Origin of the sequence: Nostoc sp. 'Peltigera membranacea cyanobiont' 210A (genome assembly GCF_002246015.1) — a bacterium.
Classification (GTDB): Bacteria; Cyanobacteriota; Cyanobacteriia; order Cyanobacteriales; family Nostocaceae; genus Nostoc.
In genome coordinates, this window is sequence record NZ_NOLJ01000002.1 from 900,068 (window position 1) to 917,400 (window position 17,333).

The following is a 17,333-nucleotide window of genomic DNA, read 5'->3' on the forward strand; positions in this document are numbered from 1 at the left end:
CAGTTCCTTCCCGAAGGTAGCGGCCCAGAGGACGTTAGCGCTAACGGGCAAATAACCCCTTGACAACACAATATATTTAAACCAATACTCCATCTGTTTTGTTTTCGGTGTAGATTGCACTAACTAGCGACTAGCATCTTAGCCTTGCTAGTAGTAAATCTGCAATTTTTGATTGCTTCTTGGTAGGTGAAGACGATATAATAGTGTAGGTGACTCCTTCGGGAGCCATTATTTTGTTTTGGGCGCGTAGCTCAGTGGATAGAGCAATTGCCTTCTAAGCAATCGGTCGCAGGTTCGAACCCTGCCGCGCTCGTTTTAACTCAATATGAACCCTCAAGCGGTGTGAAGTGATATGATGATTTCCACGTTTGAGGGTTCGTTATTGCTGCATCATACCAAGAACAAGGGCGATATTGCTGCTACGAAAGCGATCGCCGATCTAACATTTAAAGGATACTTGATTCTCACACCACTTGTTTGTGAGCATTTACCTTTTGATTTTGTTGCTTACAAAGACGATAAATTTTACAAAATACAAGGTAAATACGCGGGAGATAATAGAGTAGTCAATAAAACTATTTGGGTAGATAAAAATGGGACTCATCAGAAGAAGTACAAAGTAAATGACTTTGACTTTTATGCTGTTTATCTGCCTGACATAGATAAAGTTGTTTATCCATCAGTTCACTTTAATGGTTACTACATAACTACCCAGATACCTAATTCACCTACACCGTTTTACTGGTGGGAGGATTTTACAGATTTTACTGAAGTAGCGTCTAAGCGAACCTACAAGGAGTTTGGCGTTGATTTAACAACCAGAAAGGTTAACCCCGACTCTAGAATTCATACCAGAAAAGTAGAAAGGCCATCAAAAGAAGAACTAGGAAAACTAGTTTGGGAAAAGCCAACAGCACAAATTGGGAGAGATTTGGGCGTGTCTGACAAGGCTGTGGAAAAGTGGTGTAAAGCTTATGGGGTAGAAAAGCCACCTAGAGGATATTGGGTGAAGAAAGCTTATGGAAAAGTAGAAGGACAGTTAACAATCCATGACGAAGATTGAAACTTATTTAGTCTGCTCAAAAAAACTAAATCAATGAAAACTTTTTTATACATAGAAGATATTCCATCTAATCGGAGTGATGTTTTAGACTCTCTTAAAGGACTTAAGATACTTAATTTGACTAGGTATTGTTGGGAGCATCCTGATAGAGAAATTAGCGAATACGGTATTGAAGCAAAAGATGTTTTTTCACTAGCACCTGGACTTCTTATCATGTGCTTTTACTCAGGGCTAGTTATTGGATATGGAAGTCAACCATCAAAAAACTCAGTTACTATCTGGATTGAGAAAAACGAGGCTGGTGAAACAATTGAAGAACTAACTGAAGAAGATAAGGAACTTTATCCAGTAGATGCAAGAGATGCAGTATACAGTAATAATTTTTGGGCTAGGTTTGTAGGGCAACGTATATCAAATATAACTATTTTAAAAAGAAGCTACAGCAGCGCACTATACGCAGATATTGCAAATGAAATTGGATTACTGTTTGAGGTAGAAAATGGGAGTAGATTTATCGCTTCTCACGGATTACATGACGATTCGGATGACTTTTCGGTAATTCAGGAATCACAGATTGATAATGAAATTCGTAATCAAATCCAAGGACTTTAGAGAAGAGAGTGAAAAAAGGGCGTTGCTGAATAGTAGGATAAATGTCTCTGTGGCTTCTACTGAGCCTACAAAATCATAGCCAAATCATAGCCAAAAAAACAAGCTGGATATCCCAAATTCTGATCTGATAGTCACAATAGTCACAAATACAATTAGGATAATTAGCTTTTCAACATCTGAATTCTTTCAAAAGCCTGAAGCCCTTGCTTTTACGTTGATTATTTCATCAATCTAAAAAGCCCGTGACGAGGATTGAACTCGTGACCTCACCCTTACCAAGGGTGTAGCCTAACGGCTAGAAACCCAGCCACAAAGCACCCTAGCAAGTCTTAACCCAACTATTTAGGACAGGTTTAGGACAGTGCGGCAAATAGAGCCAATAAATAACAACGGGAGCATACAACTAAAGTTTAGTTACGCTGGTAAACGTTACAGCTTCAACCCGATACCAAAGGGGGGCTACAACGATAAAAGGGATATCGTAACAGCTAGAGCGATCGCCACACAGATACAGAATGATATTCTAGCTAAGAACTTTGACCCGACATTAGACCGCTATCGGCTGACCCCTAAGCCTCAGCTTTCACAGCCTAATAACCCAAGTCTGAAACCTAAGACACTATTGGAAATCTGGGGTTGTTGGGTGACTTCTCTTAACCTTCCAGTTGCTACCAGAGAACATCACTACAAAGCTATTAGGCAGCAGATAGCTAAGGCTAACCCAGACTTGATGGACACTACATGGCTAACCCAGTCCAACTTAGCCGCATCTACTTTTAACCAGCGTCTAGGATACCTAAAAGCCTGTTTTAAATGGGCTATAACAAAAGGCTTGGCAGATAATAACCCCTATGATGGCTTAAAGACACGTAAGGTTAGCCCTAAGTCAGTCAAGCCATTTACTGTTAAAGAGATTACAGCGATTATTAGAGGATTTGAGGAGTTAGCCCCCCATTATACCCCCTTTGTTAAGTTCTTACTGGCTACCGGAGTTAGGACATCTGAAGCGATAGGGCTACGCTGGGGTCATCTAGACTTTGACCAAGGTCTTATAATAATCCAAGAGAGCTTATCTAGGGATTGGGCGGGTAACGGGTATCAGAGGGTAAGAAAGGAGACTAAGGTAGGTGGCGATCGCCAACTAAAAATGACTAGAGAGCTACATGAGTTATTATGGTCACTTAGACTTATTAAGCATGACCCGGAATCCTTAGTATTTACCACAGTCAAAGGAAAAATCATAGATGATGGTAACTTTCGAGAGCGTTATTGGCTTAAGGTGTTAACTAAAGTAAATGTAGTCTATCGGAATCCTTACACTACACGCCACACAACCGCAAGTCATGCGATAGAGCAGCATATTCCTATAACGGGTGTGGCGTACCTACTAGGACACAAAGACACCCGAATGGTTATGCAAACCTATGGGCACATGATAAACCGCCCTGAGTTACCTAATATACCTATAGGCTGATCACAGGGTCAACTGTGGGCATTAGAGCTACCGCGACCCCTTCAGTAGTCCAATGTTCCCTTGATTCATCAGTAGGTTCCCAAGAGAACCCTTCAGGATCTCTCTCAGCAGTCCACTGGGCTATCTTGGATTTACCTATTCCGTTTAGCACTAAGGGTAAATCTTTGAGGACATTGGCTCTAGTTTTATCAGCCTTAGCATTGGATAGCGCGAGGTGTTTGGGAGCTAATCTCTCCACTAAAGCGTCTTTGGAAAGTCTCAAGGGTTCCTGCGTAATCTGAGAACCTAATAGGGACTCCGAAGTATCACACATACTTTGGTATACCTCTTGTGTCTGAATAGGTTCTGATTGGTTTACCACTTGTAAATAATCCTCAGCCTCTCTAACCAAATCAGATAAATCCCAGTGCCATTTGGTTGTTTGCCAGCCATTAGCCAGTGCCAGGGCGATCGCTGGCTGCTGCATTTTAGCTAACCTATCCTGATACTCGGCTAAAGCTCCATTAAGGGTAGTAACGGGCTGATATTTAAACCTATTATCCGTATTAGCGTCATGCCAGATTTCATCGGGATACTCAGCCGCCACCTCTAGCCACCGCTTAGATCCATTAGCGGACTTCTGGATAATAGCAACTACCCGATCGTCAGGGAATACATACCACTTCCTATTTTTGATGGTTTCCTCTATGGCTGATTTTAGTTCCCACTGAGGCGGTAGCTTGTCCCCTAACGTAAACACACACATACTTTGGTATACCTCATTACCTGTAAAGACTTTGACTGGTTTTTCTACCGTAGTCTGGTATACCTGTTTTAGTGCCTTAAATGCCTCAGCCTGAGTCCTGTACGCCCTGGACACTTCTTTGAACCACTCCCAATCTTCAGGATCAACCTTAACTGATAAAACTTTCTGTGACATTGGTATACCTTTATTGTGTAGTAAACCTCTATAACACCTACTGGTTATACGGGTATACTGTTTGTGTGTGTTATCTGAATGAACTGCCTATTGGCTGCCTCATTAGTCCAGAATAGAAAAACCCCTTGGGGAAACTCCCTAACCACAAAGTTAACTGGTATCATGGCTATCCGGTATACTTCTAAGTCAAGTATACTATCAAAGTTCTTGCTATGAAAATAGGTATACCGAAGTGTGTGTGATACTAAAATCTCATAAATAATCTGGGAAGTTCCAGTGTGACATGGGTGCTACTCACTTACCCACTATTTATTTACTAGCTGCTTTGGTCGCTTCATGGACGGATAAGTAACACCTTGGGCTTCTATCTGTGACCTCATTTGACCCATTAGCGCTTTCTCAGCCATCAGAAGAACTACACCCGCCCTAACCAGGGCGCTAATCGGCGTACCTGTCTTCTCAGCCTCAACCTCTAACCATTTATACGTTTCCAGATCAAACCTGATACCCGCCTGTTTTAGTTTAGCCATAAGTAATCCCTGCTTTACTAAATAAAGTCAACTCAAAGTTGACTAAATCCCTCAAAGATTAAGGGTGGCAAGCCGTTGACCCTGACTAGTTACTATTCAAACTAAACGACTCAAAGACCACTAAGTTCTTTTTCTAGTGGTCTTTTGGTTTATGTGTGAATGGATATTTTATGTAGCACCCGATACTCCGAATCAGCTATGATGGCGGGTATTAAACTTTACCAGATTGATCATGATGGGGAAACCTTTTGAGCTAGGTGGGATTTACTTCAAAACCCAAAAAGAACTAGACGAATATATTAGGAAAGTACTAGAAGGGGGTGAAAGAGTTCTAGAGGGTCAAGAGCTAGCTGTAATACATGATTTACTGTTATTACATTCTGATGCTGATGCGAAAATCGGTACTGGGATTAAGCAGATAGAAGTTAAAAGGTCGCGCCAAGGCCCCCATTATTGCTTTTGGGTAGTCAGGGAGGACTCATCTATAGAAGATTTCAGTTATCACAAATGCAAGTATAGCCGAGATAGACTAATAGAAAACCGGAGAGAATCTGCTTATAGAGAAGCAATCCAAAAGCAGATTACTGATTATAAATATGTACAGAGAAAATCTAATCAATATTGTGATATCTGTGGTACTCAAGAGTCTATACAAGTAGATCATTTTCAGCCCCCTTTTCTCGATCTTGTAGGGGATTTTGAGGGGAGTAAATCTGATATTCCCGTCGAGTTTGAAGAGGCCGAAGGAACTCTATATAGTAAACGATTCCGTGAATGTGATGAGGGATACCGATGTGCTTGGCAGATGTATCATAAACAGCAGGGGGTATTAAGATTACTGTGTAAGAATCATAATCTAAGACGTAAACGTAAATAAACTCTAGGCTGACCGTGGCAGAATATGGGACAGCACTAAAGAACACTCGATATAGTCTGGTATTTATTTAGTTAGAATCCTGAGCCGCGATCGCCGTCTTGAGTGGTTGCCTTTGATATGGAGTTTGTAGAGATTACAGCAGATTCTAAGGCATCCCTAAACCTACTCAAGACCGTCTGTGCTGTGGTGAACCAGTAGAAGCCATTAGCGATCGCCTGTTAGATTATTACAACCTGGGTTGTTATCTTGGATTATTACTTGGTATCTGGATGTACTCTAGCCAAAACACTGCAAAGTGTCCTAAGCTTAGGACATATTTAGGACAGTCTAGGGTGTTCTAAGGCTACATCGGTTATCATAAAAAGCCCGTGACGAGGATTGAACTCGTGACCTCACCCTTACCAAGGGTGTGCTCTACCACTGAGCCACACGGGCGAAATACAACTTTGATTTTTCAGCTAGAAGTTACAATGCTGGGAGTTTTGATGCTTACCCAGCGATTATAACCTATAACTTCGTAAGTGGTGGGCCGGGCTGGATTTGAACCAGCGTAGGCGCAAGCCAACGGATTTACAGTCCGTCTCCATTAACCACTCGGACACCGACCCGATTTGTCTCACGATTTAAAATCTTAGCACCACCTTTTATAAATAGCAAGTGGTTAGAAAAAATAACTTGTGGGTAGAGATCGCAACAAAACTGCGTCTCTACCTTATGGATAAAAAATACTAGTTACACGCTCATCTCCAGCATTCGTTGCATTGGTCGCAGTGCCGCAAGGCGGATATCCTCTGACATAGTAATTTCGGGAGTGCGATTTTTCATTGCCCAGTAGAGCTTTTCTAGGGTGTTTAACCGCATAAAGGGACATTCGTTACAAGCACAGTTATTCATCGGTGGTGCAGGGATGAAGTGCTTGTCAGGAGCTAATTTTTGCATTTGGTGAATAATTCCCGGCTCAGTAGCAACGATAAATTCTTTGGTGGGGCTGCTTTGACAATACTTGAGTAAAGCTGCTGTAGAGCCAATAAAGCTGGCGTGGCGCAATACACTACTTTCACATTCTGGATGTGCGATCGCCTCTGCTTCGGGATGGGCAATTTTTAACTGGACAATTTTCTTTTCCGAGAAGGTTTCATGGACAACACAGCTACCTTGCCATAGCACCAAATCTCGTCCCGTTTGTTCCATGACATACCGCCCCAAATTCCGATCTGGGGCAAAAATAATCGGCTGTTCCTTCGGTATCTGCTGCACAATTTTCACAGCGTTGGAGCTAGTACAAATAATATCGCTCATCGCCTTGATATCAGCAGAACAGTTGATGTAAGACACCACCAAATGATTCGGATGCGCTGCTTTAAAAGCTGCAAATTCGTCTGCTGGACAACTGTCTGCTAAAGAACAACCAGCATCCAAATCTGGTAAAAGTACTAATTTATCGGGATTAAGTATCTTTGCTGTTTCTGCCATGAAGTGAACACCAGCAAAGACAATCACATCCGCATTGGTTTTTTCGGCGGCTTTCGCCAGTTGTAATGAATCCCCAATAAAGTCGGCAATATCCTGAATATCTGGCTCTTGATAATAATGCGCCAGGATAACGGCGTTGAGTTCTTTTTTGAGACTCTGAATCGCGGCAAACAAATCTAGTGGTAATTCACCCAGTTGGGTGTTTTTTTGTTGAGCTAGTGCAGTGGTAAACACAGTTTAGGGGTGCTTTATGTTGCAAATGTATGTCCTGTGGATTCAATTATAGTAGTTTTTACCAAAAATAGTGGACGGTTGATATTTTGGGGTTGTGTCCAAATCGGGCTGAGTTTCATATCCTGGAGATAGACGGCAAGGAAAGTGGCATGACCAGTCAGAAAACTCAATCGATAAACCTCAAAATTGCTGTAGTTGGAGATATTCACGACCAATGGGAAGTGGAAGATGGCGTTGCACTCAAGCATTTGGGTGTTGACTTAGTGCTGTTTGTCGGGGATTTTGGCAATGAATCGGTGGAAGTGGTCAGAGCGATCGCTTCTCTCGATATTCCCAAAGCAGCCGTGATGGGCAACCACGATGCCTGGTACACCGCCACCGAATGGGGACGTAAAAAGGCTCCTTATGACCGCTCTAAGGAAGACTGGGTACAGGAACAACTCGATTTATTAGGCCCGTCCCATGTCGGTTACGGTAAGTTGGATTTTCCCGCCTGGAATTTAACTGTAGTGGGGGGTCGTCCCTTTACCTGGGGTGGCCCAGAGTGGAAATTCGCGGAAATCTGTCAAGAACGTTACGGTGTGACGAGTTTGGAAGAATCCGCCGATCGCATCTTCAAAGCAGTTAAAAGCGCCGCTTACGAGACGATTATATTTTTGGGTCACAATGGGCCTAGTGGGTTAGGCGATCGCCCCGAAGACCCCTGCGGCAAAGACTGGCACCCAATTGGCGGCGACTTTGGCGATCCAGACTTTGGCGAGGCGATTTCTCATGCCTTGACTGCTGGTAAAACCATTCCTCTGGTGACATTTGGTCACATGCACCGAGATTTACGCCATACCAAGAAGGTGCAGCGCAAACCCATCTTTAGAAGTCCAGAGGGGACAATTTACTTAAATGCGGCTAGTGTCCCCAGGATTGTGGAAAATGACAGCGAGAAGTTGCGTAATTTCTCCATTGTCACCCTAGAGGCGGGTGTGGTTTCGCAAGTTTCCCTTGTTTGGGTGGGGAATGAGTTTCAGGTGGCGGAGGAGGAAATCTTGTATGAGCGCTCGCGTATTGTGTCGTAGACATTCCCATCCAGTAGTGCAATCTGCGTAGATAATAGGGTATAGTATGATCTGTCAAGTTTAGTGCTAACCAACAAAAGCGCCTGAATAGCGTCTGAAACTAGGATCAGCACAAGTTTGACAGATTTATTGGAGAGGTGGCAGAGTGGTCGATTGCGTCCGACTTGAAATCGGATGAGGCTAAAACCTCCGGGAGTTCGAATCTCCCCCTCTCCGTTGAATAGTTTGGAGATTAGATATTGGTTAATAGCTATTGCTTAGTAGTTCAGCAGGAAGCTGATACAAAATTTTGTATCACACCCATAGTTGGTTTAAATGATCGGGCAAATCTATTTCCTCTGTTTGCTCAACTGATGGAGTTGGAAGACCGCTCAGTTCGTCTAAATCTCGGATTTTTCTAACAAGTATCTGAATTAGAGAACCGTTTTTACCTAACTCAAAAATGTCATTTTTGTCTAAGACAACTATTCTTTTTTGGGTCTTAGCATGAAAAATTACTTGACGTAATCTACAGTCACTGATTGCCCTCTGTCTAGTATCACCTGATTGAGGAAAGCCTGCTGCTCCGTTCAGTGTAAAAAATATTCCTAGTCCGACTGTGCTTGAGAGATTTAAGTCTAAGATGCTGCATAGTCGCGCAAACTGTTTGTCAGGCAAGCGATCTTTGGTTGCCTTTGCTTCAACAACTATGCCTCTTTGATTCTCTTTAAGATAGAGCTGATTACAAACATATAACCAAGCTGGTTGATCTCCACTAACTAGAAAGTCGTATTGAGGCCCGGCTGACTGAAAGCTCTTGAAGCTTGTAGCTCCTTGAAGTCCACGAAAGACAAGACAGACAATTTGCTCAAGCAACTCACCAGCCTGTTTACTTTGTGGAAGTGTAGGATTTTTCAGTTGTGTAAAGTCTTTGAGTTGTTCTAGATATTTTGAAAGTCTTGGGTCTTTTACGGTGTACAAAAAAGGTGCTAACTTATCTGATGCTGGGTCGTCTCTATTAAGAAGTGCCAGAGTATTGAGAGCTGATTGAACTAACTCTTCTTGACTGAGCATACCTTAATTAGAGAAATTCGATTGAATGCATAGACTTCGCCATAATATCAAATGATAATTCATTGTAGTCTTCAACACTCTTATCGCAAAATGGACAAACCCAAGGCAAGTTGGGAAAGCCTTGACCATAGGGAATTGCCCCTGCTGGCACATCTGGCTCACAGTTATGATAAATGAGAAGCTGATTTTCACAGAGTCCCTCAGCTTCGAGAACAGCTATGACTGCAAGCGCTTGAAAGTATTCCAATCCCAATCTGACGGCAAGCTGGTGTGGCATAGCCGTTTTTGATGGTTTCTGAAAGTGCCTACTCAGTTCAGCCCTTTGCTCACCAGATAGGAAATCTAAACGTCCTTTACAAATCAAGCTGACCATTGCCTTAGCCTCGAAGTCCAAGTTCCTTTAGAAGAAACTTTAGTACACCAGTACTCCCTCCATAATATCCTGAATGGCATTTTAGGTGCTGAAGAGAATCTTGGGTTTTAGAACCGGGTTTGAGTCCAAAGTAACAATGTGCTTTGAAAAGCTTTTCTAATTGGGCTTTGGTTTTTGAACCTTCAGTGTCAGCTTCCCTCAAATTGACTTCTCTGTCTAGACTGAATTCATAAGATTTAGTACCCCATTCTTTGAGCAGAGTACGCAAAAGGGCATTTTCAACATTACTGATTTTTTCTATATCATCTGTAAAGCCAAGTGTCTCTAGTGCAGATTCAGCTAATTGTCGAGAGAGTGCCTGTAACCCACTCGCATCAATTTCGCGCACTCCAGAACTATGAGCATTCAAAGCTACCCCGGCAGATTCTGCTCTTATCCGCAAATGCTGCCATTTATAGGGAAAATCATTGATAGATTTGTTGAGATATTTGTTCCACATCTCATGCAAAACTAAACGAGGAAGATTGGGGTGAACCCATTGACCTTGCAGATAATCAGCTAATTGATCGAAGAATGCCGGAATATACAACCAGAAAGGCAACTGCGTTGATTTCTCTGTGTGTTCATCACTGCGTGGAGTAAATGAGAAGCCTTCCCATGATAAAGCAACATAATTATGACCAACCTCAGCAATGACAGACCACCGAATATTGCATTCCTCAAATTGACTAGTTTCACCAGTCCTCCTGCGGATGTAATCAGGAATCTTATAGGTGCGAATATACCATTTCTTTAATCCCGTAGTCTCTTGAATAGGGCCATACCAGCCCTCTTCACCAAATTCTCTTAATAGCAAACCGGGCGACTTTAAACTAGGTGTATGGGCACTCTGTCCTTGCTTGATGCTCAACCACATCCTTGGCTGCTTGACATACGCTAGTAGAACTTTGTCTGTAGTAAGTTCACCCTTTTCAAGAGAATCAGCTATGTGTAAAGCTATTTTTTCTTTCTTTTCTTTACTTGTAGCTGACGGAGCAATTTCTCTGAGGGTTGCAGCCTTAAACTCCGAACTAGACAAAAATTGTACGCAAAAATCTTTGCCAGAAGGGAAGCCATAATCCACAAAAGCGTTAATGCTCATAGAATTTTTTGTGAGGAGGTAAATTTTACTAAGTGGAAGTGATATTAGCACTCAGAGCATACTAAGATAGCGTCTACTTTAAGTATTTAGTTTTGATATTTGCTTCAAAAGCAATCGCTCCTCTCTCCCATTGCTTGCATCGTGCTAGCATAAAGATAAATCCTACTTTGAGGTAAAGCGATGGCTACCCTTTATGTAAGAAATTTACCCGATGATTTGTATGCAAAGCTGCAAGAGTTAGCGGCATCTGAACACCGTTCAATTAACGCCCAAGTTATAACTCTGTTAGAACAAGCTTTAAAAACTGAAACGCAGCAAATAGAAGACCAGAAACGCCAGAATGTACTTAAAGTCCTAGAAGAAAGTCGCCAGCGTCGTCGTGTGAATCCAGCAGACTTCGGATTACCTGATAGTACTCAACTGATTCGAGAAGACCGCGACAGATGACCATCCCTCTAAGATGCGTGTTAGATACCAGTGTGTGTATCAAGTATTTTATTGCTGATCCACTAACTGCCAAAGTTAATCAGCTTTTCGACCATTTTGCCAATCCACAGACGGAAATATTTGTTCCAGACCTCTTTTATATTGAGTGTGCTAACGCCTTATTGAAGTACGTCCGTGCAAGAATGTACACTGCTGCTGAGGTTCAGACAGATTTAGCCACCCTCAAAGCTTTTCCATTACGTGTTGTTTCAACATCTGACTTAATGGCGGATGCAGTTACGATCGCATTAAATTATGGAATCTCCGCCTACGATGGCTCTTATGTCGCACTTTCACAACAGGTAGGTGTTACTTTGCTGACTCTCGATGGTAAGCTGGTGAAGGCTTTAGCCGCTTCGTCTTACGATGTTTGCTCGTTTAATGACTTCGAGGTTCCGCCGTTGGAGTTAATGTAGAAGCGATCGCCTTTCCTCACCATATATTTAACCCCAAAGCATTGAATGAGGCAAAACAAATCGATACAAACTCAGAATTGGGGAAATTGAATTTTTCTCACCGACTTACTTAGTTGCAATAAAATTAGTTTGTAAAGCAGGGGATAAACCTGCTGTTTTTTAATATTCAATTGTCAAAAATGCCTTTTACTTATAACCGCACGGTTCGCTTTAAAGATACTGATGCTGCTGGGGTAGTTTATTTTGCTAGTATTTTGGGTATTTGCCATGAAGCTTATGAAGAATCTCTAGAAGCATCAAGTGTTAATCTCAAAGATTTTTTTACTAATCCGTCTGTGGGGTTTCCTATTGTTCATACTAGTGTGGATTTTTTACGCCCTATGTTTGTAGGGGACAAGTTGCTAATTAGCTTAATTCCCCAAAAAATAGGTGTTGATAAGTTTGAAATTACTTATGAAATTACTGTGGGTGAGGTGATAGTTGCTAAGGCTATTACTCGCCATGTTTGTATTGATGCAAGTAGTAGAAGTAAACAGGAATTACCTGATGAGATAGTTCAGTGGTTGGAAACGAACCGCAGAGACGCAGAGGGCGCAGAGAGAAGAAGGTCGAGAGAGATTATGTGATGGAATTTTGAAGGAATTCTGTGGCTATTTGCTGTAACTGTTGGCGGTTAATTTTACCTTGGGAGTTGCGGGGTAAGTTTTGCTGGGGAATCCAATATTTAGGGATTTTAAATTTGCTGAGTTTGTCTTTAAGTAGAGTTTGGATTTTTAAGGCAGAGATATCTGATTTTTTGGGAATGTAAATCGCTGTTAAAGCTTGTCCCCAGTGTTTATCTGGAATGCCAATGACACAGATATCACTAACCATTTGAGTGGCTTCTATAGCTGATTCAATCTCTATCGGGTAAATATTTTCGCCACCTGTAATAATTTTGTCGCTGTTACGTCCGACAATATTTAAATGACCTTGATTGTCTAAAAAGCCTAAATCATCTACTTGGAAATCAGTTTGATTTTCTCTAGTTTTAGGATAGTAACCAAGGGCTAAAGATTTAGCATAAATGGTAATATTTCCGATTTGATTGGAATTTAAAATCTCGCCTTGCTGATTGCGAATAGTGACTTCTGCATGGGGAAGAATTTGACCACTGCTAATTTTACCGCCGAGAAAATCATCCGGTTTGAGGGTGGCAATTTGAGAGGCGGTTTCTGTCATGCCATAGGTAGGTGCTAACCGAATGCGATGAAATCTGGCTTTTTCTAGTAGTTCGTTCCATGCTGGCGCACCTCCCAGAAGTACAGTATTAAATTGGGATAGCCATTCAGTTAATTCTGGATTTTGCAGGAGGCGTTGTAACTGTGTTGGTACTAAAGATATGAAAAATTCTGATTGTTTAATATTTAATATTTGACCTTCTTGTAGTGCTTTGAATGGTAGAATAGCCAGCTTACCTCCGGTGCTAAAAGAGCGCATAAATTGCATTAAACCGCTAACGTGATATAGCGGTAACACGCAAAATGAATTGACTTGTTTGATTTGAAAGTATTCTGTAAATCCTTGTACCGATGAGATGAGAGTTTCCCAAGTGTGAATGGCAAATTTAATTTCTCCTGATGAACCACCCGTAGGAATCATGATGCTATTGGGAATTGGGCATTGGATATTATTATTTCCATGTCCCATGCCCCATGCCCCATTCCCCATTCCCAAAATAATATCTGGCTGTACTAAATCAAAGACTTGTTGCCATTCTTGTGTTCCCCAGTCGGGGTTACAAAGAAAAACTGGACAATTACCTGCGCAAGCGGCAATAAAACTTGCTAAAAATCGTAATGGTTCGCGTTCGGCTAAGATAATTTTTGGTGGTGTTCCACACGCTGATAATTGTGTTAGTTCTAAATATAATTGTTGAGCCATTTGATTAAATTGATGGCTGCTGTAACCGATAAGCCAATCATTTTGAGCTAGGTTATTAAGATAGTCTAAAGGTCGTTCCATAAACTTTGAAGCCAGGTTTCTTCTTGTTCAAAAAAATGGTCAATACCAAAACCAATTGCCCTGTTGTTTCGGGATAATTCGGCTGCTAGTTGGAGTGCTGCAAGTCTAGCGATCGCAGTCTCAAATACTGATGAAAATACAGTATCAATTTGATGCTGGTGGCAAAACTTTCTCAGACGAGATGGTGATCCGATTATCCCAGGCTTGATCACAAAAATCCCTCGCCAACCTTGTTGATAACAAGCAGCAAGTTGCCCAAGCGTGGCGACAGATTCATCTAAAGCGATCGCAGTTTCATAACTCATACTCAATTCCAACATCTGCTGAAATTGCTCAACGGGTAGCGGTTGTTCAATAAATTCAATTTCTATGGGTAGTTCTGCATTTGCCTTGAGATTGTCACAAGTCCACAGCCATAAGTTAGCTTCTTCATAGCTGAGTCCACCGTTGGCATCTAATCGCAGTTTGCTAAAGGCTGGTAAGGTGTGTATCAGTGACTCAAAAATTTTTAGTTCATCAGCGATCGCATACACACCAATTTTCCACTTAAATGTGCGATATCCCTTCTGCCATAAGGTTTCCCATTGATTTAAAGCCGCTTCCCCTGCTGGTAATAAGCCACTGTAGAAGACTGAAGAGTTAGGAGTTATAAAATTATCTCCCCCACTCCCCATCTCCCATGCTGACTCAAAGCCAAATTGACAAGCAGGTAACTCATCTGGAATCGAGAAAATTATCTCGTCTGTGATTTCTCGTGGAAGTTGGCGACAAAAATCTAACGCTTGTTTTAAGGTTTCGGAACCAAACCAACTGATGGGGGCGATTTCTCCCCAGCCAACTCTACCTGATTCGTCGGTGAGACGGAGAATAATACCTTCACGAATATCCCACTTACCATGATTGGTGGTAAGCGATCGCAAAAATCTTCGCTGATATGGACGAAATTTAAATTGATAACGCATCAATTAGTAATTGCTAAAGCATAAATCCCAGCCCGAACAGCAAGCAAGCCCAGAAATGCACGGCTACGGCGATGAATTTACAGTTACTAACTTTGTCCGGTTGGTTGTGATTTTCTTGAACGTGGCGGCATAATTTGAAGGCAAATGGTAAACTTACCCAACTTAATAACGTCCAAGCTGGAGAAATCCCCAATAGTACAAATAGCAAGGTGAGAGGATAAATGCTACCAGTAAACCAAACTAGGATTTGGGCCCCTTTTTGGGTTCCGAGACGGACGATAGGCGATCGCTTACCTGCGGCTATGTCATCCTTAACTTGGTGAAAGTGTGAGCAAAACAAAATTAAGGTTGTGGCAATCCCGACAATCACTGAGGCTGCTAAACTTGTCATTGACCAAGTTTGGGTTTGGCTGTAGTAGGCTGCCTCCACTGCTAAAGGGCCAAAGGCAAAAAAGCAAATAATCTCGCCTAAACCCTGATATCCTAAACGAAAGGGAGGCCCTTGGTACGTATAGCCTAAACCGCAGCATAGTAGAATGATGCCGATCACAGTTAGGTCATGTTGCCAAAAGGCGATCGCTAGTATGCCCAGCAACCCCAAACCTAAACACAAATTTCCTATCCAAAATATCAATGGCTTATTGCCTGTTAAGTTCACCAGAGAATGATGCTTATTTTGGTCAATACCTGTTTCGGAATCAAACACATCATTACTGATATTTTCCCAGGCAAGAATTAAGATTGCCGCAGCTACAAAAGTAGAAAATACTACACTATTGAAAATTTTAGTTTCGGCAAATGCCACTGCTGTTCCTACCCAAATGGGCATAATGGCAACGCTATACATTGGCGGTTTAATCGCTGCCATCCATAACTTAGTGTTGGGATATAAAATTTGCTTGGTAGTCATCAGCTGTGATTAATTAAATTACCAGAATATTTACTCACACTTTAGATTTTATGATTTAAAGAGACGATTAGATATGGGTGATATATAAACAACTGTCACTTTTACGATGGCTTGTTAACCTTGTGTTGTTAACACTCACCCTCACGTTGCAGTCTCAGGCTGAAACTGTCTTATCATAGTCTGAGAACACCACAAATAAGGCAAACCCTACGCTGGTGAAATAGCAACTTAATATGTTACCTGTAAAAATACGACCACGATTAATTACACTTTAGGAAGTTAACTTAAAAAAAATTTACTATCGTTAAATCCATGACAGTTTCACCATGTCGTAGCAACTTCTTTGTAAAGCACAAAGATTTATATCAATTTCTGGTAGCAGTGCAAGAAAAGTGCGTGAAAAATAATTGCAGACAAATTGTCAGTGTCTCCCAAGAAATTGATTTAGTTGACCCTTTACTTGTATTAGATAAACTTACACAAGCAAATGAAATAAATTTTTACTTTGAGGACAGAGGTAAAGGAGAAGCGATCGCGGCAATTGATGCTGTAGCAAAATTACAGATTGATGGCTCAGACCGTTTTAATCAAGCAGAATATTTTATCAAATCTTGTCTAAAAAATATAATTAATTTTGGTAACGCAAACCAACCTTTTTCTGGTCCTCACTTTTTTTGTTATTTCAGCTTTTTTGATAAAAACGCTCAAGTAGATTATCCATTTCCATCTGCTACCATTTTTCTTCCACGTTGGCAAGTAGCCGTAAAAAATCAGCGTTGCATATTAGTAACAAATATAATTATCAATCCAAATATAAATATTGAAAGATTTTTGGAGAAAATGCAAAATAAAATTGAATTTATCCAAACTTTAGAAAATTACTCTGCTAATATTGATTATTTTCCTACAAACTTATATAAAAAATCTGTCACAAATGCTGATAAATTTAAACGTTCAGTAGTATCTGCTTTAGAAAAAATTCGGTCTAACCATTTAACGAAGATTGTCCTAGCAGATATATTAGATGTAAAATCAAGCAATCAGTTTAAATTAGTTAAATCATTAAATAATCTTCGACAAAACCATCCTAATTGTTATATCTTTTCTACAAGTAATGGCAAAGGACAAAATTTTATTGGTGCAAGTCCAGAAAGATTAATTAGTATTAATAATCAACAGTTAATCACTGATGCTTTAGCTGGTTCTGCGCCACGAGGTAAAACCCCTGCTGAAGATGCAGCTAATGCCAATCGCTTACTAAATAGTGAAAAAGAAAAGCACGAACATTCGCTAGTGCTTGATTTCATTACACAACGCCTATCCCAGTTAGGTTTATTACCGCAAATATTAGCACCACGACTGCGACAATTATCGAATATCCAGCATTTATGGACACCAATCAGTGCTATGGTTCCCGCTGACATACACCCATTAAGGATAGTCGGACAATTGCATCCTACACCAGCCGTTGCAGGTGCATCTCAAGATGTAGCTTGTGCCGAAATTCGTCGTTATGAAAGCTTCGAGAGAGGTTTGTATGCTGCGCCTTTAGGTTGGATAGATTCTCAGGGAAACTGTGAGTTTATTGTGGGAATTCGTTCAGCATTAATTGATGGCGATCGCGCGAGATTGTATGCTGGTGCTGGTATCGTCGCGGGATCTGATCCTGACAAAGAGTTTGCTGAGGTGCAGCTGAAACTTCAAGCTTTACTGAAAGCGCTAGTTTAACATTCAAA

The 17,333-nt window shown here is 41.3% G+C and carries 18 protein-coding genes and 4 tRNA genes; 11 read left to right on the plus strand and 11 right to left on the minus strand.

Annotated elements, in window-relative coordinates:
- Positions 1-240: 240 nt before the first annotated feature.
- From CDG76_RS08830 to CDG76_RS08850, 4 genes are all read left to right on the plus strand, one after another.
- A tRNA-Arg gene (locus CDG76_RS08830) sits at positions 241-313 on the plus strand.
- A 42-nt stretch (positions 314-355) separates the two neighbouring features.
- Complete coding sequence (locus tag CDG76_RS08835) at positions 356-1,063, plus strand: group I intron-associated PD-(D/E)XK endonuclease (RefSeq protein ID WP_094348649.1); 708 nt, start codon at positions 356-358, stop codon at positions 1,061-1,063.
- Positions 1,064-1,096: 33 nt separating this feature from the next.
- Complete coding sequence (locus CDG76_RS08840; protein WP_094348650.1) at positions 1,097-1,675, plus strand: hypothetical protein; 579 nt, start codon at positions 1,097-1,099, stop codon at positions 1,673-1,675.
- 361 nt (positions 1,676-2,036) lie between these two features.
- Entirely contained in the window at positions 2,037-3,149 is a 1,113-nt protein-coding gene (locus CDG76_RS08850) for a site-specific integrase (protein WP_094348651.1), read from the plus strand.
- Here CDG76_RS08850 and CDG76_RS08855 read toward each other — a convergent pair.
- Entirely contained in the window at positions 3,139-4,068 is a 930-nt protein-coding gene (locus tag CDG76_RS08855; RefSeq protein WP_094348652.1) for a hypothetical protein, read from the minus strand. The two genes, CDG76_RS08850 and CDG76_RS08855, sit on opposite strands and share 11 nt — an antisense overlap.
- 305 nt (positions 4,069-4,373) lie before the next feature.
- Positions 4,374-4,598, minus strand: coding sequence for a hypothetical protein (locus CDG76_RS08860; RefSeq protein ID WP_094348653.1), 225 nt, complete (start codon positions 4,596-4,598; stop codon positions 4,374-4,376).
- Between the two features lie 232 nt (positions 4,599-4,830).
- Between CDG76_RS08860 and CDG76_RS08865 the strand changes: the two genes are divergently transcribed.
- Positions 4,831-5,475 carry a DCL family protein gene (locus CDG76_RS08865; protein WP_094348654.1) on the plus strand — a complete coding sequence of 215 codons (645 nt, stop codon included), beginning with the start codon at positions 4,831-4,833 and terminating at the stop codon, positions 5,473-5,475.
- Positions 5,476-5,838: 363 nt separating this feature from the next.
- On the opposite strand, the gene CDG76_RS08870 is transcribed toward CDG76_RS08865, so the two are convergent.
- The 3 genes from CDG76_RS08870 to nadA all read right to left on the minus strand — a co-directional run bounded on the left by CDG76_RS08870 (position 5,839) and on the right by nadA (position 7,182).
- A tRNA-Thr gene (locus CDG76_RS08870) sits at positions 5,839-5,910 on the minus strand.
- An 87-nt stretch (positions 5,911-5,997) separates the two neighbouring features.
- A tRNA-Tyr gene (locus CDG76_RS08875) sits at positions 5,998-6,083 on the minus strand.
- Positions 6,084-6,207: 124 nt separating this feature from the next.
- Entirely contained in the window at positions 6,208-7,182 is a 975-nt protein-coding gene (gene nadA, locus CDG76_RS08880; protein ID WP_094348655.1) for a quinolinate synthase NadA, read from the minus strand.
- 149 nt (positions 7,183-7,331) lie between these two features.
- Here nadA and CDG76_RS08885 point away from each other — a divergent pair, with 149 nt between their 5' ends.
- Both CDG76_RS08885 and CDG76_RS08890 read left to right on the plus strand, forming a co-directional pair.
- Entirely contained in the window at positions 7,332-8,252 is a 921-nt protein-coding gene (locus CDG76_RS08885; protein WP_094348656.1) for a TIGR04168 family protein, read from the plus strand.
- A 131-nt stretch (positions 8,253-8,383) separates the two neighbouring features.
- Positions 8,384-8,468, plus strand: a tRNA-Ser gene (locus tag CDG76_RS08890).
- Between the two features lie 78 nt (positions 8,469-8,546).
- Here the strand turns inward: CDG76_RS08890 and CDG76_RS08895 are convergent.
- From CDG76_RS08895 to CDG76_RS37180, 3 genes are read right to left on the minus strand one after another with little or no spacing between them, the layout of a single operon-like run.
- Entirely contained in the window at positions 8,547-9,305 is a 759-nt protein-coding gene (locus CDG76_RS08895) for a hypothetical protein (RefSeq protein ID WP_094348657.1), read from the minus strand.
- A gap of 7 nt (positions 9,306-9,312) precedes the next feature.
- Positions 9,313-9,678 (minus strand): hypothetical protein, encoded by a 366-nt coding sequence (locus CDG76_RS08900; RefSeq protein ID WP_094348658.1) that lies wholly within the window; start codon positions 9,676-9,678, stop codon positions 9,313-9,315.
- A gap of 4 nt (positions 9,679-9,682) precedes the next feature.
- Positions 9,683-10,819 carry a hypothetical protein gene (locus CDG76_RS37180; RefSeq protein ID WP_190240797.1) on the minus strand — a complete coding sequence of 379 codons (1,137 nt, stop codon included), beginning with the start codon at positions 10,817-10,819 and terminating at the stop codon, positions 9,683-9,685.
- A gap of 180 nt (positions 10,820-10,999) precedes the next feature.
- Between CDG76_RS37180 and CDG76_RS08910 the strand changes: the two genes are divergently transcribed.
- The 3 genes from CDG76_RS08910 (at position 11,000) to CDG76_RS08920 (ending at position 12,347) form a co-directional block, all read left to right on the plus strand.
- The gene (locus tag CDG76_RS08910) at positions 11,000-11,266 is read left to right on the plus strand and encodes a FitA-like ribbon-helix-helix domain-containing protein (protein WP_094348659.1); all 267 of its coding nucleotides are present in this window, start codon (positions 11,000-11,002) and stop codon (positions 11,264-11,266) included.
- Positions 11,263-11,721, plus strand: a complete 459-nt coding sequence (locus CDG76_RS08915; protein WP_094348660.1) for a type II toxin-antitoxin system VapC family toxin — start codon at positions 11,263-11,265, stop codon at positions 11,719-11,721. Before CDG76_RS08910 ends, CDG76_RS08915 begins: the two co-directional genes overlap by 4 nt.
- 179 nt (positions 11,722-11,900) lie before the next feature.
- Entirely contained in the window at positions 11,901-12,347 is a 447-nt protein-coding gene (locus CDG76_RS08920; protein WP_094348661.1) for an acyl-CoA thioesterase, read from the plus strand.
- Here the strand turns inward: CDG76_RS08920 and CDG76_RS08925 are convergent.
- Genes CDG76_RS08925 through menA form a run of 3 tightly spaced genes read right to left on the minus strand, consistent with a single transcriptional unit; the run spans position 12,340 to position 15,597 of the window.
- Entirely contained in the window at positions 12,340-13,725 is a 1,386-nt protein-coding gene (locus tag CDG76_RS08925; protein ID WP_094348662.1) for a 2-succinylbenzoate--CoA ligase, read from the minus strand. The two genes, CDG76_RS08920 and CDG76_RS08925, sit on opposite strands and share 8 nt — an antisense overlap.
- Positions 13,710-14,687 (minus strand): o-succinylbenzoate synthase, encoded by a 978-nt coding sequence (locus CDG76_RS08930; RefSeq protein WP_094348663.1) that lies wholly within the window; start codon positions 14,685-14,687, stop codon positions 13,710-13,712. The genes CDG76_RS08925 and CDG76_RS08930 overlap by 16 nt, the downstream gene beginning before the upstream one ends.
- Positions 14,688-14,700: 13 nt before the next feature.
- Positions 14,701-15,597 (minus strand): 2-carboxy-1,4-naphthoquinone phytyltransferase, encoded by an 897-nt coding sequence (menA, locus tag CDG76_RS08935; RefSeq protein ID WP_094348664.1) that lies wholly within the window; start codon positions 15,595-15,597, stop codon positions 14,701-14,703.
- A 312-nt stretch (positions 15,598-15,909) separates the two neighbouring features.
- On the opposite strand from menA, the gene CDG76_RS08940 reads away from it, so the two are divergent.
- On the plus strand, positions 15,910-17,325 hold the full coding sequence (locus CDG76_RS08940) for an isochorismate synthase (protein WP_094348665.1): 1,416 nt from the start codon (positions 15,910-15,912) through the stop codon (positions 17,323-17,325).
- Positions 17,326-17,333 lie beyond the last annotated feature (8 nt).

What these genes read in the sequence shown, in the direction of transcription:
- CDG76_RS08835 (WP_094348649.1), top strand. Translation starts at nt 356, where the DNA reads ATGATTTCCACGTTTGAGGGTTCGTTATTGCTGCATCATACCAAGAAC.
- CDG76_RS08840 (WP_094348650.1), top strand. Translation starts at nt 1,097, where the DNA reads ATGAAAACTTTTTTATACATAGAAGATATTCCATCTAATCGGAGTGAT.
- CDG76_RS08855 (WP_094348652.1), bottom strand. Translation starts at nt 4,068, where the DNA reads ATGTCACAGAAAGTTTTATCAGTTAAGGTTGATCCTGAAGATTGGGAG.
- CDG76_RS08860 (WP_094348653.1), bottom strand. Translation starts at nt 4,598, where the DNA reads ATGGCTAAACTAAAACAGGCGGGTATCAGGTTTGATCTGGAAACGTAT.
- CDG76_RS08865 (WP_094348654.1), top strand. Translation starts at nt 4,831, where the DNA reads ATGATGGGGAAACCTTTTGAGCTAGGTGGGATTTACTTCAAAACCCAA.
- CDG76_RS08885 (WP_094348656.1), top strand. Translation starts at nt 7,332, where the DNA reads ATGACCAGTCAGAAAACTCAATCGATAAACCTCAAAATTGCTGTAGTT.
- CDG76_RS08895 (WP_094348657.1), bottom strand. Translation starts at nt 9,305, where the DNA reads ATGCTCAGTCAAGAAGAGTTAGTTCAATCAGCTCTCAATACTCTGGCA.
- CDG76_RS08900 (WP_094348658.1), bottom strand. Translation starts at nt 9,678, where the DNA reads ATGGTCAGCTTGATTTGTAAAGGACGTTTAGATTTCCTATCTGGTGAG.
- CDG76_RS37180 (WP_190240797.1), bottom strand. Translation starts at nt 10,819, where the DNA reads ATGAGCATTAACGCTTTTGTGGATTATGGCTTCCCTTCTGGCAAAGAT.
- CDG76_RS08910 (WP_094348659.1), top strand. Translation starts at nt 11,000, where the DNA reads ATGGCTACCCTTTATGTAAGAAATTTACCCGATGATTTGTATGCAAAG.
- CDG76_RS08915 (WP_094348660.1), top strand. Translation starts at nt 11,263, where the DNA reads ATGACCATCCCTCTAAGATGCGTGTTAGATACCAGTGTGTGTATCAAG.
- CDG76_RS08920 (WP_094348661.1), top strand. Translation starts at nt 11,901, where the DNA reads ATGCCTTTTACTTATAACCGCACGGTTCGCTTTAAAGATACTGATGCT.
- CDG76_RS08925 (WP_094348662.1), bottom strand. Translation starts at nt 13,725, where the DNA reads ATGGAACGACCTTTAGACTATCTTAATAACCTAGCTCAAAATGATTGG.
- CDG76_RS08930 (WP_094348663.1), bottom strand. Translation starts at nt 14,687, where the DNA reads ATGCGTTATCAATTTAAATTTCGTCCATATCAGCGAAGATTTTTGCGA.
- menA (WP_094348664.1), bottom strand. Translation starts at nt 15,597, where the DNA reads ATGACTACCAAGCAAATTTTATATCCCAACACTAAGTTATGGATGGCA.
- CDG76_RS08940 (WP_094348665.1), top strand. Translation starts at nt 15,910, where the DNA reads ATGACAGTTTCACCATGTCGTAGCAACTTCTTTGTAAAGCACAAAGAT.